Below are 16,248 nucleotides of genomic sequence, written 5' to 3'. Positions count from 1 at the left end.
CTGGTGTGTTCACGGGCAACAATTCGTTATGAATCTGAGCATTGTTCTCACGAGTTCGCAGTATACACATCAATGTGTCTCGGTATACACCTTGAGGCGTCTGGAACTACACCCTGCGAACACACCTCGCGAAAAAGTAGATTGCACCGAAATAGGTGTTCACTATACGTTAGGCGTCAGAAACTCCACCACCATGACCCGCGAGGACCGAATTCTTGCCGCACTTGCCACTGGCCGCAGGCTGTGCGACGACTGTCTCTCCGACGTGGCTGGTGTCAAGCCGCGGCAGTCCGTCTCTCAGGCGTGCAGCGCACTACGTCAAGAAGGAGTACTGACACGGCTCACTGAGAGTTGTGAGGCGTGCAATCGGATGAAGATCACGAACGGCCGCCTCCTAAAGCCAGACAACCAGAGACCGCGCGCCCAAGTCGCAGAGTCCGGGCTGCACTTCGACGTCAAGAGACCTGGCCCACTCGTTAACGTTTCTGTCAACCGCCCGTGGTACTGGGAAGGTCACGTGCAATCCGAAATAGTCAAGTTTCTAAAGGCATCCGGCGCCTCGGTTCAGTCGCAAGCAGACACTGCGACTCGGGAGCAAGGCAAGGACATCGTGGCGATCGAAAGAGATGGCGCGACCCTGTGGGTTTCCGTCAAAGGCTTCCCCGAGAGTAGTGCGAACACACAAGCGAGGCACTGGTTTGCAGGGGCACTCCTGGATCTGGCGCTATACCGCGCGGAAAATGACAAAGCGCGTCTCGCCGTTGGCTTCCCCGCTGGCTTCACCACCTATGAGAACCTCGTGAAGCGAACGAAGGCCACGCTCGGCTTACTAGGGTGTCATGTGTTCTGGGTCTCACAAAACGGTGAGGTCAAACGCGAGGGTTAGCCTCACGCAATGCCAACATGGCCCAACTGACGCCTAACAATTCGCTCAACCGGACCCATTGCGGCATGCGGCTAAAGGCCCGCCATTTCATTCTGGGCCTTTAGCCACATACCGCAACGGTCCGGTTAGCTCAAACGTTACCGTGAAAGCCCGGGGAACAAAGACGAACAAAGGCCTCCCGCTGTCAGCAGGATAGTCAAGTCAAGCGATGGCTGGTCAGGCGGAGGCAGCGGTTGCTTCTGGCAACTTGCCGATATTTTTGAGAGCCTTGATCCAGCGTGGAGCGTTCTTTTGAGCGGACATGGCCTCGTAATTCACCCCTGGATCACGATAAGGCTCGCGCCGCGACAGCATGAAATAGATAATGCGAATCAGTTTATGTGCGATAGCAACAATGCACTTGTTGTGGCTCTTGCGAACTTTCAGATTGCGGTATTTGGAGGCCAAACTACTTTTCGTCCTTCGCGCTGCATTCGCGCACTCACACAAGAGGGAACGAACAATGGCGTTTCCTTTTCGCGTTTTTCCTGATTTTCGCTTGCCCGCCGATTCATGGTTGCCAGGACACAGGGCGGCCCATGAGGCCAGTCTGTCGGCATCGCCAAAACGCGACATGTCGTCGCCGATCTCAATCAGGATCATGGCGCTGGCGATGGCATCCATGCCGGGAATCGTCTGCAGGAGTACCCAGGCCCAGTGGTAAGGCGTCATCGCCTGAAACAATTCGGCATCAATTTGGGCGAGTTGTCGTTCCAATGCGGTCACGTGCTCATGCAACTGGCGCAGGACGAACAGGTGGCGTGGCGAGAGATCGCCATCGAGCGATGCGGCCAGGTCGTCGCGTTTGTTCTTCAGGCTGCCACGCGCCATGGCGAGCATCTCGCCAAGCGGTTTGCCTTCAATCAGCCCAGCCACCATCTCGCGTGCGGAAACCCCTTTGATATCGGATACGACCGCACCCAATTTGATCCCGCCATCCTCAAGCACTTTGTGCATCCGATTGGTTTCGCTCGCGAGCATCTGCGAAACTCTGCGGCGATAGCGCGAGAGGAGGCGCAATTCACGCAAGTCTTTCGGCGGAATGAAACTGCCCCGCACCAGCCCAAACCGCGCCAGCACAGCCAGCCATTCCGAATCACCCATGTCGGTCTTGCGGCCCGGCACATACTTGATGAAATGCGCATTCACGACCAACGCAGGAATGCCCACCCGTTCGATATGCGCATGCGCACTCTTCCAGTAAATGCCCGTGCTCTCCATCACCACCAACTCCACACCCAGCTCTTGCAGCCAGGCCGACATCGCCTTCATGTCGCGCTTGAAGCCACCAAACTCTCGCTGATGCTTGCTGATCGTGCCATCGTCTTCTTCAATCAGCACCGTCACGACATGCAGCATGCGATGCACATCGATACCGGCAACTCTCCGATGTAAAGGGGATAGTCCTTCCATAAATTCATCTCCCGTGGTAAAAAATGACCTTGGGAGAAGTCGGCGCGGCGGGCTGGATGATCCTCAAAGGGTCTCTTTACCGTGCGTCCTGCTGGTCAACATCCAAGCGGTACAATCGGGGGTGCGAGCCAGCCCAGGTGGGTCCGGTTAGGCATCGGGGTGTAGCCGCCATTCGTACTTCGACCTCTGCACCGCCTTCTTCCACACGAGATCTTCTCACTTCTTGACCTTGCTTTCATCGTCAGGGGCGAGTCAATCGTCAATCATGATGGGTTAGGCATCAGAAACGCGCCCCGCGACGCAGCAGTAATGACATGTGCTCCTGGGCGCGATTTGTGACCCCAGCGCGCTGAAGCGTCAGGTTGGATAATTCCTCTCGACGCCTACACACGAACCAGGGAGAGGCGCATGTCGAGGGAGAATCTATTTCGGGTGCTATGTCTCGATGGCGGAGGTGCCAAAGGCTTCTACACGCTTGGCATTCTGCGGGAGATTGAGGCGCTAATCCGGTGTCCGCTTCATGAGCGGTTCGATCTCATCTTTGGTACCAGTACCGGGTCCATCATCGCCTCGATGTTGGCGTTGGGGAAGTCAGTTCACGAGATCATCGCGCTCTACCAGGAACACGTCCCCACCGTAATGCAGCATAAAAACGCAGACGGGCGGTCTGGGGCTCTCGCGAACCTGTCGAAGGCCATCTTCAAGGACGCGATGTTCACCGACGTGAAGACTAACGTAGGTGTGGTGACGACTAAGTGGGTGCTTGAGCAACCCATGATATTCAAGGGGAACATTGCTCAGGCGCACGGCAGGCAAGGTTCCTTTGTTCCTGGCTTTGGAGTGAAGGTGGGAGAAGCTGTCCAGGCATCTTGTTCCGCCTATCCCTACTTCAACCGTAAGGCCGTCACCACGTCGAACGGCGACAACATCGAACTCATTGACGGCGGCTTCTGCGCTAACAACCCGACGCTCTACGCGATAGCGGATGCGACGATCTCGATGCAGGTTCCCTCGGACGATATTCGCGTAGTCAGCCTCGGGTGCGGCAACTATCCGCCGAGGCCCCTCAGCAAGTTCACATTGGACTACTGGAAGCAGAGAACCCCCGGTGTTCAACTGCTACAGAAGACACTTGAGATAAACGTTCAGTCGATGGAGCAACTCCGGACAATTCTGTACAAGCACATTCAAACCGTTCGTATTAATCAGTCATTTTCGGAGCCGGCCATGGCGACCGACTTGTTCGAACATGACCTCAAAAAGCTAAACGTCCTTACGCAGCGCGGTGTTCACTCGTACGCCGAGCACGAAGAAAAGCTCAAAGCGTTCCTTTGCTGAGGGAGCAGTCAATGGCAATCCCAGAGTCACAACTCAAGACGTGGTCCGCGCAGGGTTCAATCATGCAGTCGGCGACCACGTACGAAACGATCAAGAAGGCACTGAATGACAGCGCATCTCCGTACTACGCGAAGGACTACTCGATTTTTCTTCAAGGTTCGTACGGGAACAACACGAACGTTTGGAAGGACAGCGATGTCGATATCATCATCCGTCTGAACCAGACTTTCTATTCTGACCTGTCGCAGTTGGAAGAGGGTGCAAAGAGCAGCTTCGACGTCGCTTATCCCAACGTGCAATACGGTTTTCATGAGTTCCGCGCGCAAGTGGTTGACTGGCTCACGAAACAGTTCGGTTCCGACGTGAAGCCGGGCAAGAAGGCAATCTTCATTAGTGGCAACAATGGTCGTCGCGATTCCGACGTTCTCGTTTGCGCAAAATTGCGCCGCTACCGGAATGGAAGCACTGGCACCGACGACCAGTACGACGAGGGAATTTGCTTCTTTCTACCCGACAAAACACGCGTTACGAATTTTCCCGAGCAGCATCGCGACAACTGCACCGCAAAGCATCAGGCTTCGAACGAGTGGTTCAAGAAGATGGTGCGCGTTTACAAGAACATACGGAACCGCATGGTCGAAGATGGTTACCTTGCGGAAGGCGTCGCGCCCTCCTACTTCATTGAAGGGATGCTGTGGAATGTCCCGAACGGCAAGTTCGGGACTAGCTTTGAGGACTCGTTCGTCGACACCTTCAATTGGGTGAACGACTCCGACAAGACGCAGCTCGCGTGCGCGAACGACCTCTACTGGCTGATCCGGGAAGGCGGTGGAAACTGCTGGAAGCCGGCCGACTTTGAAACCTATATTGCGGCGGTAAAGAAGTACTGGAACGAGTGGGGCACATGAGCCCAGCTTGCGCCGCCAGCGCGCCCCGCACAAGAATCCAACCGCTCGTCGGTGCGTAAGCTGATGCCTAACCCCTCGTTCAACCGGACCCGCTACGGCAGGCACCGCAAGGCCGGGCTGAGGCACATGGTGCATCATCTCAGCCCGGCCTTACGGTGCCTGCCTCCGCGGGCCGGTTAACTCGAACGTTAGCCATGAACAAGCGCCGCCTTCTTAATCTACCTGCGAGCCGTCAATCCGAGTTGCGGCTTCAGTACCCTTGGCTGAAAGAAGTACATGAAGGCGAGCGGCCAAAAAGAGTTCAAGTTTTGTCGGTTACTGTCTTCGATCATTGGCTCTCCCGCGAAGAAGCCTGTGATTTGCTTGAAAATATTTCACCGGCCGAGCAGGCTCGTCGAGATGCGCTACATGCCAAGTTTTGTGCCCTGCTTGTCGCCAGCACTACCGTATTCTCTTTTGTTTTTCGGCGGCGTCAAAAAGATCGCTTGGTGTTCCGAGAGTTTACGTCGGCTTCAGCGCTTGCTAACTATTGCTCGCCCCGCGGCGGTCGGATGCTTGGGCATCGTCAGTTTTATGTGGCACTGCCCGAGTTGGATTGCGTCTTCTATGAAAGCTGGGATGATACAAACCATTTCTTCTTTACAAAGCCAACGGCTATGGGTGCCATATCAGAGTGGGCTACACAAAGTGGGTTATACGTCTTGCAGCATGGCTAACCCGGCGCTCAACCTCGCTCCCTTTGGTCGCTGGACGCTGCGCGATAAAGCCGCGCAGCGCCGGTTAGCTCTACGTTGGGCGTTGGCGCCACCAAGTATTCGTCGTGTGCTTGGCCGCCGTCCTCGGTTCTTCGGGCCAAGCACGGGTCACCGTGGCGCTTGCCTGCGGTAGCGTGCCCGCCCGAACCAGGGCCGCCTGGGCCGGGGGGGCCAAGGGGAGCGCTTTCGGTCGGCGCGCTGGCGGCGTGGTGTCTTTGGTCGGGCCGGTCCGTGGCCGCGTCGGCTTGCCACACGAGCGGGGGGTTATTGCTGGTTCCCCGTCCAACTTCTCATTCCACCGGACGCCGGTGCAGCGGCTTGGGCTCTTCGGCAACGCCTCGTCCCGGCGCCGGTAAATTCAAACGTTCTGCGGTAGTGGAGTCTAACCCAATGCTCTCAACCTATCAGAACATAGTCATACCCCGTTTTTGTAAGCATGTGATAAATGTGGTTTTTTGGTGAAATTTCTGGGAGATGACCTGTTTGGTTTTATCTGGACGAGGTTCTTGATGAGTTCGTCGAAGACGGAGGCGACATTGTCGAGAGCATTGATGCCCTGGAGGAGCCAGCGTCCGAGGGTGCGCTTGATGCGAGAGAAGGTGTCGCCGCGGTTGATGAAGTAGCGTGCGCGGGTATTGGGATCGAGGGATTCACTGGCAGCATGGACGGCCAGGGCATTGAGGTTGTCGCAGAGGATTTTTGCGCCGAAGTCTTGTTGTGCGGCCAGCCAGGACATGCCCGACAGGTGTTCGAGGGCCAGACGGTGCTTGAGCCGTTTGAAGGCTTCCTCAATTCTCCAGCGGGAGTGATAGAGCGCCCCGAAGGCGGCGGCGGGGTAGGCATCCAGATCGAGGAGCGAGGTCACGAGAACGCGCACCTTGTGGCCGAACACCTGGCGAATGAGTCGAACCTGGCAAGGAGTGCGGGCAATTTCGTAATCGAGCGCGTCCTGTTTGCAGGGGGCTGGCAGGGTGACGATTTGCTCAAGCAGGCCGGATCGGCGGAATGTCTTGATGACGTTGAAATTGAGGCTGTCGACCCGCATGCAGAAATGGAGTTTTCGCTGCCACAAGGCGGCGAAGAGCCAGTAGGCTGGGTAACCGCGGTCGAGCACGAGGAGGTCATTGTGGCGGAGTTTGTCGAGGTGTTCGAAGAGCATCTGGCGCTCGCCGACGTCGGTGGAGTAGAGCCTGGCGGCCAGGGTCATTTCGATCCCGGGCAGATAGAGCGCGAAGCCTTTGGCCTCGATCTTGTGGCGGACGGAGCGCTTGCCGTCACGGGTCTTGCCGAACAGGGTCAGGTGCAAGTCCGTGGCATCGCCGGCGACGACGCGCAGCCCGTGCCAGAGAGGAAAGCCGAACTGCGCATCGACCAGGGTGAGGAAATGATCGTTGAGAAGCGAGAAGGCGGCGGCCGACACCTGCTTCCGGGCTTTGGCAAAGGCCTGCGCCGAGACTTCTCGTGCCAGGTCGGCGCGGTTCGCCAGGTTGGCGAAGAAGGCGTCCAGTTCAGACTGCACTTTGGACGTGTACCCACCGAGCAGGCAGGCGATCAGGCGGGGAAAACTGAGGATGCCTGTTCGGGAGAAAGCCTTCTCCGTCAAACGCGACTGAATGAAAAAAGCTTGAGAAAAAAGGAAGTTAGAGAACGAGTCAACGACATTGACATAAAGATCTTGGCATATAAAATCTTACCTGGGTATCAAGGGGATAGGCATTTTGCCAGGAGCCTGCCCGACGTGCAACCGGGTATCTGACCGTTGATCAAATTATGACAATGGCGCGTTACGTTGAGAGCATTGGAGTCTAACCTGGGAAAAACCATGAACCAGAAGATACTACTCATATAGCACCACACAGAAAGGCTTCATTGCAAACTAATGCCCAACAGGGCTGAGCTTTGGCGTTGGGTCTAACCGTCGAGGAGCAAGACATGAAAGAAGCAGATCGTAAGAAGAGAAACAGCTCTCGTCTTTTGGAGCTTTATCCCACTTTTCGCGTACGTGTCGAGAAGGTAATCGATGCGCTTGAGACCAAGAAGCTTCGCCCTCGTATTCAAGATGCATGGCGATCTCTAGCCGATCAAGCGATAGCTGTCAAAAACGGTCATGCAAAAATCTTGTTTGGCTTCCATAATGTCACAGCGTCAGACGGCACTCCAGAAGCCCTTGCAGTTGACTTGCTTGATGACGACTCGCCTTTGAGCCCAAGCAAAAATTACCTCTTGCAGTTGGCGGCGGCGGCGGAGGCAGCAGGGCTCATTACCGGCATACGTTGGGGTGTGCCCAAGAAGCTCATTGGAGGCATTGATGTTGCGATTGCTTCACAAGATTGGGATGCCCATGTCAAGATCGGCTGGGACCCGACGCATATCCAACCAACCGACGTTACTGTTGCCCAGGCAAAAGCTGGCCAAAGGCCGGCATAAACGACAGCAAGGAGCAAGTAATGAAGAGAGTGCTAATTGTAGGACTCGTGGCAGTCGGATTGAGCGGATGTGCTAGCACAATTGCGCCATCATTTACATTCAAATATTCTGCGCAACGAGATTCAGCATGTAGTCCTAACGATTCTTCGCGCCGGTTGAGCCGGCACCCAACAAGCGCAATACAGGCAAAGGAAGGAACGTTGGTGCGTTTATCCGTTCGAAGCGCTTACTTCGCAGAATTGCAGGAAAGTAACGCAATAAAAAATGGTTATAAGTATTTCGGAAATCGTGAATTATTGCTGTACGCCAAAATATATAGGAATGGCCAATTTCTGAGGTATAGCAAAATCACCGATATCGCCGAGCATATGTCGGCATATCAACCAGTTGTAGTGCAAAAGCCAGTTTTCTTCACTGAAACGGTAGATGGTTTCTACCAAGTAGTTATTAAAGGATACGAAGTAGATACGAAAAAGCTGGTCAAAGCGCTAAGAAGAGTAAGAAATACAGATATCGAGAGCTTTGAGCAGGCAGGTTACTCGCCTGGTGATGTATTTACAAAGGGGCTCAGAGACGTGGTATTTGGAATTTTCGATATGGTCTTAGGGATAACAGGGAAAACCTTAGATGACTGGGTTGCCAACCGGGGCGCTGACAAGGTGTTTGAACACTCAATTTATGTTACGCCGGGTGGTCCAGATATGGGCGTAGACGAGATTGTTGTACTGGGGTCTGGCTCTAAGAAGTATTTCGAATATAGCGACCGCGCGGACGATGCCCAGATCAATGATCCTGTGCGAACAAGCCTCGATACGCACCCGATTACCCACAACTCATCCGTCATTGAAATAGGCGGCACGGCCAGCCTCCAGGGCAATGGCAAATGCCCTGACCTTCTGCATCCCTTCCCAGATCGCCTTGGGGCCGGGATGCCCGTCGTGTTTTCGCCCGAGAAAGCCGCCAAAGCCGGCAATCAGCCGCACCATCTGACCCAGGGGCGGGGGAGCATCCGGCGGTGGTGAGCGATGGGCGACGATCCAGGCGGCTTGCCATTCCTCGATATCAAACACCACGTCACAGGGCAAATCGGGGCAGTCCCGGGGGTGCGAACGAAAGTGTTGGACGGGGAGTCTCGGTTTTAAGCCGCTCTGCGTAGAGGCTCCGCCCAGCGCTTTTCCCAATAGGTTTCCCACAGCTGGTTATGTCGCATGACACGCAGGTTGATCATGGCTTGAGCCATGTCCGCACGCCACCAAGCCCCTGGGCGCTTGAGGCGGGCCTGCACGAGGTAGCGATGAGAACTCTCGACCTCGCCAGAGCCGACGGGCAGATTCAGCGCAAGTGCGCGGGGGTAGTCCAACTGGTCGAGTCGGTTGGAGAAATAGCGCCAGGCGACGCGCACCGGAGCCTGCGGGTCATCGACCGATGCAGGTTCGAGGTGCAGTTTCATCTCTGCAACCACCTCGCGGGCCTGTCCCAGCAGGAATCGCGCCTTCTGGGAGGCCACCCAATCCTGGGCAGAATCCGGCGCGCAGACCTTGCTGGCTGGGGTCAGATATTCGCAGACGTGGAACAAGTCGACCAGGAAGGTCCCCTGAGTACCGAACAGTTCCTCGATTTGGCTGCTTATCCAAGCCGCCCCGTCGCCAACACAGTGAACCTGGGTCTTGGGGCCAAATCCCAGCGCATCGACCAGCCGCTTCAGGATGGCCCCCGCTTCCCGGGGACCCTCCATCGTCACGCCGGCCTTGGGAACGGCCTCGCCCTGCCGCTGTGCGATACAGACCTTCGCTTCTCGCCAGTGCGTGCGCTTCCCCTTGCGGGCGTCCGCAGCGCCCTCCACGGTCTCGACAAGGGGCACCATTCCGCCGTCCGTCTCCACAATCAGCCTCTTCGCGGTGTTCGATGGGCCCGCCACCGGCAGGCAATCTGCCTCCGTTAATTCACAGGCCACCCGTTCGGTGAGCGTCCGGGGCGCACTGACCGCCAAGTCAACACCGTAGTGCTCCTTGATTTTTGCCGCAACCTGTCCAAAGGGAAGGTCGGCGCCCAAGTCCGTCACGGCGCGCTCCAGTGGCAGAGAATGGCTCCGGCAACGGACACCGGCAGCTTCTGAAAAAGGACGAAGCAGCCGGTTTGTTTCTTTGTGGAGAAAGCATTCCTCCTCCACCATGACCGAGCCGTATGTCGTATACCAGAGAACTTTTTTTTCGCGTGTACCACGACCGGCTCAGCGGCCCGCACCTCGGCTGTCACCGCCTCAGCAACCTGCTCGGCCCATCCCGTCAGAATCTCCTGGCCCGTCCCGCGGAGAATTTCTATCACGCGGCGCTCGGCTTCATCGGCCCGACGCAGATCCCCTTCGGCGTTCTCCACCAACTCCAGCATCTCTAGCACTTTCGCCAGTATCTTTGGATTAGCCTCCAAACGGGCCACCAAGTCTCTGGAATCGCAAGGTTCGATGTGGGAAATCTTAGGCATGGCTTCTCTCCGTGGATGGGTTCCCTACTCTATCGCAACTCTCCGCTAATTTCCTTACGTTTGCTCACGTCGCTGACAATTATCAGAGCGGGACTCGCCCAACACTTTCGTTCGCACCCCAGTCCCGGCCCCAGGTAACCAAGGACAGGATGCGCCAGGCGATAATCAGGTAAATGACCAAGGCGCGTTCCAGTCGCTCCATGCTGCCCAACTGCAGGGATTCTATCTTGCAGCCTGATTTCCAAATGCGGAAAAGAATTTCTATCAGCCAGCGGCGGCGATACCAATCAATGAGTTGTACGATGTCTTCGAGCGTTTCCGCCGTCCGATTGGTCAGCAATTTCCATTCAATGGGCTCCTCCCCAACCGGCGGGTTTTCTTCTCGCGCCAGGATCGCGGTCACGGTCACGACCGGCGCACCCTTGCGTACGGGCAAGGTGACCCGCTCCCGGTAAAGCGTTTGCCGCACCAGTCGGGCCGGGCGGTCTGGCGCTGCGGGCATGGTGAATTCCAGTTCTCCTTCCGCTTCGCCACCGCCCACACGGTCCCACAGCTTGTCGCCCATGCTCGTCTTGCGGTTATGCTTGGACCGGATCAGGTAGTCCGCCGGATAGTCCCGCTCGGCGGCCGTGTTCATCACCGCTCGAATGTCGCCTTCCCTATCCGTTATGTATACCAGCCGGCTACCAGGCACGGTCTCGGCCAGATCGGCCACGATGGTATAGCCTTCCACCCAGCGGATACTTTCCTTGATGTCGGGCTGACCTTTTGGCTTTCGCGCCCACATCCAGCAGTCGGTCGCGCCCAACACCAACCCGCTCGGCGTCATCGCCAGGGTCGGATGCGCAAACATCCCATGCTGGGCGTCGTAGCTCAACCGTCCCAGCCCGGCAATCCCCGGCTGCGAGGTAAAATCCGCTTCGGTGGTATCCTGAACACACAAGACAACCGGCTGGCCCTGCATCCGCTTTATCGTTTGCTGGGTATGAACCTCCAGGATTTCACGCCAGTCCGTCGCGGGATTGTCCAGCAGCCGGTAGGCCGCTTTGGTTTCCGCCCAACCCCCGCAAGCCACCGGGATGCTTCCGGTCGGTTGTGCCGACAGATCATCCACCAGCTTGATCAAGCGCCGCGTCCGCCGCGCATCCCCCAAATCCAGATCCTTGAACTCCTCCGCTGCCCAACCCATGCCATACCTCCGCAAGATTACGAAATATACGTTTTAACAACAGCTTGAAAACTGTTGCCGTTTGCATATATGGGGTGGGTAAGCGGAAATGCAACAGCGTTTGCTATCGCGTTGGAGTCAAGCCACGCCGCGCGCTCCTATGTCAAGTGAGTTGTGGGTAATCGGGTGCCTCGATACGCTAGAAAAAATGCAATTTTGCGAGGCTGACCTCATTAACGGAAAGGTCTCTGAGTTGTTAGGCTCTGCCTATATCTTGATAAAGGGCGAGCGCCTACCTCCCGCCCCATAGACTTAATCAGCGCAGTCAGCAGACCGCAGAAAAGCGCTCACGGGCGTGCAAGAGCTTGGGGTCAAGTCCTGCAATTATGCATCCATGCCCAACCCTGCGCTCCAGGCGACCGGCCGCATAAAACCGCTTCCGTCGCCTGAGCTTCGACGTTGGGCCTTTCGTTTTTCAAGCACTCTCAGGAGTAACTTATGACTAAATTGCTACAAGAACACGACTATGAATCGGCTGCTTTCGAGATTGGATGCGAAGTGGCTGCTGTCAAGGCAGTTGCAGAAGTTGAAAGCGCTGGCGCTGGCTTTCTGCAGGATGGCCGCGCCAAAATCTTATTTGAAGGGCACATATTTTATAAATACACTAAGGGTAAATATCCAGAATCTGATATTAACTATAAAAAGTGGACTAAGCAGTACTATGTCGGCGGCGCTGGTGAGTACGAAAGATTGGCTAAAGCGGAGAAGCTGGACAAGGTTGCGGCAAGATTGTCCGCTAGCTATGGAAAGTTTCAAATAATGGGTTTTAATTTTGCAATTTGCGGATATCCATCGATTGATGATTTCTATGACGAAATGCAAGCTAATGAGGGAAATCATTTAGAAGCGTTTATTGGGTATGTGAAACATGTGGGGCTTGGAGACGCCATGAGAACTAAAAGCTGGGCTGAATTTGCCAAGAGGTACAACGGTCCAGAATATTGGAAAAATAGTTACGACAAGAAAATGGCAGATGCATACAAGAAATTTTCTAAACAGACGTGATTAATGCCCAACAAAATGCTCCAGCGGACGCGCCAAAGGCGCGCGCCGCTGAGCATTGCCGATAGCGCAGCACCGCTCGCGCGGTGCTGCGCTATCGCTTCAGCTGTTGAGTTCCGCTTCGCTCCACTCCACCGGCTTGATAGCCGCCGCGCTTCGCGCTCTGGCTATCAACTCGTTGGAGCCTCTGCGCTTCTCAGCGGGCGCTTGTTTCGCAAGCGCCCGCCTGCGATGCTCAAGGCTCAACAGCTGAAGCGTTGTACGTCGTCGGTCACAATGCTCTTCCAGCGCTCGCGCTCCGCTTCTACCGTGTCGGTCTTGGGGCCACCCGTTACCTCTGGTCGCACGTCGGCTGCTGCGACTGCCGGTCGCGTTGTCGACCCTTGTCACTCGCTTCGGGCCACATCGTCGGGCACCGCATGGGCCATTAGTGCCTCTTTCGTTCTTGCCTCTCGCAATCCTCTGCCGCCTCTCGACCGCAGCAGCAAACCCATCGCCTTGCCCTTCGCGCATCGCGACGTACAACGAATAAGGTTAGATCGTGCGAGCGAAGCGAAGCCGCGATCTGAACCGTTTGTTGGACGAGCCCGGATTCGGAGGGAAGCGGCGGGGGAGAGGAGTACAGAAAATATGTTTCGCGGAGCAGGCCCCGCCAGGGATCTGGCGAGGCGTTGGGAGCGAGGGGGTCGGTGCGCGGAGTGACGTTGGGGTGGTTTTCGGACGCTGGAGAGGGCTGTTTTGCTCTGCGGGAGCCGATTTTTCGGCAAACGATCACCTCCGCTGGGGAACGGATGTCCCGGAAAGAGCGCCAATAGAGTCGCGTTACCTGCTTAGCCCTCCTTCGGCGACGGGTCGTTCGGCGGATTGGCAGGAGAAATGTGGCGCAGACGGGTGCGCACGATCACCATCACCGCTCCGCAACACGGACAGAAGATCGGAGCACGGTCGTTGACGTGCGGCGCCACAGAACGAGGAACGACGTGGAGCACTACCTGGAGCAAGGCGATCAGGCGCTTGCTGTTTGGGTGGAGAAACCCGAAGCATCGCACGCGATGAAAACCCTTGGGCAGCACATGCTGCAGAATTAACCAAAGGAACTGCGGACCGGGAACGGTGCGCTTTTCACTCCTTCCCGTGCGGGCGTTGCGATAGCGGAAGGTGACCTGACCGTTCTCGCAGGCGAGGAGGTCTTTCTCTGCGATGACGCCTCGGTACAAGTACCGCCCCAGGTAGACCAGCGCCTGCTCCCCACTGCCGACCGATTTGATGTGTACCACCCACTTTCGGGGATGGTGGTGCGGGAGCGCCAGTCCCTGCGCCTCGATCGCAGCGAGCACCTTCGCGCGAAACACCTTGGCCAGCGCTCTCTCGGGAAACAGATAGACCCGCCCGGATTTTCCCTGGCGTTTCGTTCGCCAGCACTTCTTCCTCTGATCGACCACCGCGGCGGGCATCAGCAGATGGACATGAGGGTGGTAGTCCAGTTGCCGCGTGTTCGTATGCAGCACCGCGATGGCCCCCGCATCGCCCTCCAAAGACTGGTCGTTTTTGGCAAACGTACGGACGGTTTCCCAACTCGCGCGCAACAGCAAGTCAAAGACGACGCCGGGGTGCGCTCTCGCCAGATCCCGAAACTCTCCCGGAAGTGTAAACGTCAGCAGAAAGTACTCGGCAGGCAACCGCTTCTGGACCTGACGTTCGAGCCATTCCTGGCTTTCGTGATGTTGGCAATGCGGGCAAAGGCGATGCCCACAGGAATGCGGGATGACCACCTGATGGTCGCATTCGGTGCATTGCACTTCGAACTTCGCGCTCGCTTGCGTACGACATTGCGCGATCGCCGCTAGCGCGCGAAGAGGTTCCGCGGAGATTTGATTGGCGTACTGCGCCAAGAAGTCCGCCTCAAAGGCGGCGAAGACCGAAGCCAGCCGAATCATTTGACGTTCCCCCAGGCGATGGGGAAGCGGTCCATCAAGCCATTGATCCGTTCGATGGCGTGGTGCTTGGTTTGGTCTGTCAGATGGGTGTAACGGACCGTAGTGAGAATCGAATGGTGACCGAGAAACTTCTGTACCTCGATCAGATCGACGCCGGCTTCCATGAGATGGGTGGCGTAGCTATGCCGCAAGCTATGAGGCGTAATGTTTTTTTTAACCCGCAGGCGTCGACGACCTTGTGCAGGGCCTTCTGCACGCCGCCTGGATCGAGCGGCGAGGTGGCCAGCGCGGCGCCTTTCAAACCGCCGGCGCGGTTGGGAAAGAGAAGCACCGGGTGACGATGGAGCTGCCAGAAGCGTCGCAAGCTTGCGAGCGTCGCCTTTGGCAGGGGCACCAGGCGATCCTTGTTCCCTTTGGCATCGCGAATATGCACGCGCTCGCGCGCCGCGTCGATGTCCCCCACTTGCAGCCGCAACCCCTCGCCCAGGCGCAGGCCCAGACTGTAGAGGGTGAAGAAGAACACCCGGTAGCTCGCCACACGCGTCTGCCGAAAGATTCGTTCGGCTTCCGAGACGGTGACGATGTCCGGCAAGTGCTGGCTCCTGGGCGGCCGGATCAGGTCCGGCGCTACCCACGGTCGGCGCAAGACGTGCTCGTAGTAGAACTTCAAGCCGTACAGATCCAGCTTGACCGAACTCCACGAGTGCGACGACACGAGTTGCGTGAAGTAGTCCAGCAGCTGCTCCTCGGTCAGCTCGTCAATCCGATGATGGAAGTACGCACCCGCCCGCCGGATCGCGCGTGCGTAGGCCTCAATCGTCTTGGGCTGTAATCCCTGGAGCGTCAGATGCTTCAGGTGCTGCTGGTAGTTCTTCTCAAACCTCTCTGCTGCGGACAATCCTTCCATTTTCCGGTAACCTCACGTTTCGTCAAAGAGACCCCTCGTCCGAGGGAGTGAGGCTCCATTTTGAAGGCAGAGACGCAACCGCGCATCCTCCGCGTAGCGGCTTCGTCCAACCCATCATTCCACCGGACCTGCGCGAAAAGCCGCGCAGGCCGGTGAATTCAGACGTTGGGCCACTGAGATTCCGATGGATTACGCCGCACGGTGTCGCTTTACATACGCCCGCAATGCATCGTTCATGCGGGTTTGCCAGCCCTCGCCAGTTGCTCGGAAGTACTCCACCACCTCGGGACTGTATCGCACCGTTACCGCTACTTTGGTAGGTTGCTTTTGTGGGCCTCGTTGGCCGGGCAGGCGAACTTTGCCCTTCGCCCAAAAAGCCTTTACCGACGCCGCATCGTTGGGGTCGTATGGGCACTCCGGATCATTCACCTTGTCAGGTGCGGCCGCAATGGCTGCCGCTCTCTGTTCCTTGCTAAAGGTCGAGGGCTTCGAAGTAGGCGCGCGTTTCATGTTTGTCACCGTAACGACAGGAAATCAATCGAGCGCCGTCATTGCGCTCCGTCCATACCAAGAAGACAACGCGATCGTGAAACCAGCCGAGGCTTTGCAGGCGCTGCTCGCCGTAATGTTCGCGTTGATCTTCCACCGTGACCATCGGGGCATCGAAAACACAAGCAACCTCAGCCAAATCAATGCCGTGATTCTTCAGGTTCCTCTTCCGCTTGAGTTCGTCCCAGGTAATCATCGACCCATTGTCGTTACAAAAAGCTACCCGTGTCAAGCTTTTCGTAACTACAGTGGCCCAACGAATAAGGTTAGATCGTGCGAGCGAAGCGAAGCCACGATCTGAACCGTTTGTTGGACGAGCCCGGGGGACACTGAGCGAGCTGCCTAGAAAATATGTATTTGGGAAGTACCCCGGTGGGA

General features: G+C 56.8%; 15 protein-coding genes and 1 pseudogene. 6 read left to right on the top strand and 10 right to left on the bottom strand.

The features are described 5' to 3' along the window. Window positions 1-517 precede the first annotated feature (517 nt). Window positions 518-886 (top strand): hypothetical protein, encoded by a 369-nt coding sequence (locus V5B59_RS20405; protein ID WP_332352275.1) that lies wholly within the window; start codon window positions 518-520, stop codon window positions 884-886. Window positions 887-1,102: 216 nt separating this feature from the next. Here V5B59_RS20405 and V5B59_RS20400 read toward each other — a convergent pair whose 3' ends face one another. Beyond that, the gene (locus V5B59_RS20400) at window positions 1,103-2,338 is read right to left on the bottom strand and encodes an IS110 family transposase (protein ID WP_169069075.1); all 1,236 of its coding nucleotides are present in this window, start codon (window positions 2,336-2,338) and stop codon (window positions 1,103-1,105) included. A 408-nt stretch (window positions 2,339-2,746) separates the two neighbouring features. On the opposite strand from V5B59_RS20400, the gene V5B59_RS20395 reads away from it, so the two are divergent. From V5B59_RS20395 to V5B59_RS20385, 3 genes are all read left to right on the top strand, one after another. Next, window positions 2,747-3,676, top strand: coding sequence for a patatin-like phospholipase family protein (locus tag V5B59_RS20395; protein ID WP_169069076.1), 930 nt, complete (start codon window positions 2,747-2,749; stop codon window positions 3,674-3,676). Between the two features lie 11 nt (window positions 3,677-3,687). Continuing rightward, on the top strand, window positions 3,688-4,584 hold the full coding sequence (locus V5B59_RS20390; RefSeq protein ID WP_169069077.1) for a nucleotidyltransferase domain-containing protein: 897 nt from the start codon (window positions 3,688-3,690) through the stop codon (window positions 4,582-4,584). 194 nt (window positions 4,585-4,778) lie between these two features. Beyond that, a complete protein-coding gene (locus tag V5B59_RS20385; protein WP_169069078.1) occupies window positions 4,779-5,300 on the top strand; it encodes a hypothetical protein in 522 nt (173 codons plus the stop codon). A 454-nt stretch (window positions 5,301-5,754) separates the two neighbouring features. On the opposite strand, the gene V5B59_RS20380 is transcribed toward V5B59_RS20385, so the two are convergent. After that, window positions 5,755-6,942, bottom strand: coding sequence for an IS4 family transposase (locus V5B59_RS20380; protein ID WP_332351557.1), 1,188 nt, complete (start codon window positions 6,940-6,942; stop codon window positions 5,755-5,757). A 329-nt stretch (window positions 6,943-7,271) separates the two neighbouring features. Here V5B59_RS20380 and V5B59_RS20375 point away from each other — a divergent pair, with 329 nt between their 5' ends. Further along, on the top strand, window positions 7,272-7,766 hold the full coding sequence (locus V5B59_RS20375; protein WP_332352274.1) for a hypothetical protein: 495 nt from the start codon (window positions 7,272-7,274) through the stop codon (window positions 7,764-7,766). 833 nt (window positions 7,767-8,599) lie between these two features. Here V5B59_RS20375 and V5B59_RS26350 read toward each other — a convergent pair. From V5B59_RS26350 to V5B59_RS20355, 4 genes are all read right to left on the bottom strand, one after another. Beyond that, window positions 8,600-8,836, bottom strand: coding sequence for an IS4 family transposase (locus V5B59_RS26350; RefSeq protein ID WP_246149237.1), 237 nt, complete (start codon window positions 8,834-8,836; stop codon window positions 8,600-8,602). A 68-nt stretch (window positions 8,837-8,904) separates the two neighbouring features. Further along, the gene (locus tag V5B59_RS20365) at window positions 8,905-9,828 is read right to left on the bottom strand and encodes a hypothetical protein (protein ID WP_332351391.1); all 924 of its coding nucleotides are present in this window, start codon (window positions 9,826-9,828) and stop codon (window positions 8,905-8,907) included. Next, on the bottom strand, window positions 9,825-10,247 hold the full coding sequence (locus V5B59_RS20360; protein ID WP_034931510.1) for a hypothetical protein: 423 nt from the start codon (window positions 10,245-10,247) through the stop codon (window positions 9,825-9,827). The genes V5B59_RS20365 and V5B59_RS20360 overlap by 4 nt, the downstream gene beginning before the upstream one ends. A gap of 82 nt (window positions 10,248-10,329) precedes the next feature. Further along, window positions 10,330-11,436 (bottom strand): IS4 family transposase, encoded by a 1,107-nt coding sequence (locus V5B59_RS20355; protein WP_332352272.1) that lies wholly within the window; start codon window positions 11,434-11,436, stop codon window positions 10,330-10,332. 477 nt (window positions 11,437-11,913) lie between these two features. Between V5B59_RS20355 and V5B59_RS20350 the strand changes: the two genes are divergently transcribed. Continuing rightward, entirely contained in the window at window positions 11,914-12,480 is a 567-nt protein-coding gene (locus tag V5B59_RS20350) for an N-acetylmuramidase family protein (protein WP_169072145.1), read from the top strand. Between the two features lie 827 nt (window positions 12,481-13,307). On the opposite strand, the gene V5B59_RS20345 is transcribed toward V5B59_RS20350, so the two are convergent. The 4 genes and pseudogenes from V5B59_RS20345 to V5B59_RS20330 form a co-directional block, all read right to left on the bottom strand. Further along, window positions 13,308-14,414, bottom strand: coding sequence for an IS91 family transposase (locus tag V5B59_RS20345; RefSeq protein ID WP_332352271.1), 1,107 nt, complete (start codon window positions 14,412-14,414; stop codon window positions 13,308-13,310). Then, window positions 14,411-15,321, bottom strand: a pseudogene (locus V5B59_RS20340) (tyrosine-type recombinase/integrase). The gene V5B59_RS20345 and the pseudogene V5B59_RS20340 overlap by 4 nt, the downstream one beginning before the upstream one ends. Window positions 15,322-15,510: 189 nt before the next feature. Continuing rightward, on the bottom strand, window positions 15,511-15,831 hold the full coding sequence (locus tag V5B59_RS20335; protein WP_169072142.1) for a BrnA antitoxin family protein: 321 nt from the start codon (window positions 15,829-15,831) through the stop codon (window positions 15,511-15,513). Next, window positions 15,794-16,066: a BrnT family toxin gene (locus tag V5B59_RS20330; protein ID WP_169072141.1), complete on the bottom strand. Its 273-nt coding sequence runs from the start codon at window positions 16,064-16,066 to the stop codon at window positions 15,794-15,796. Before V5B59_RS20330 ends, V5B59_RS20335 begins: the two co-directional genes overlap by 38 nt. Window positions 16,067-16,248 lie beyond the last annotated feature (182 nt).

The organism is Candidatus Accumulibacter contiguus (assembly GCF_036625285.1).
GTDB classification, from domain to species: Bacteria; Pseudomonadota; Gammaproteobacteria; order Burkholderiales; family Rhodocyclaceae; genus Accumulibacter; species Accumulibacter contiguus.
This window is presented reverse-complemented; position numbering and strand designations above follow the sequence as displayed.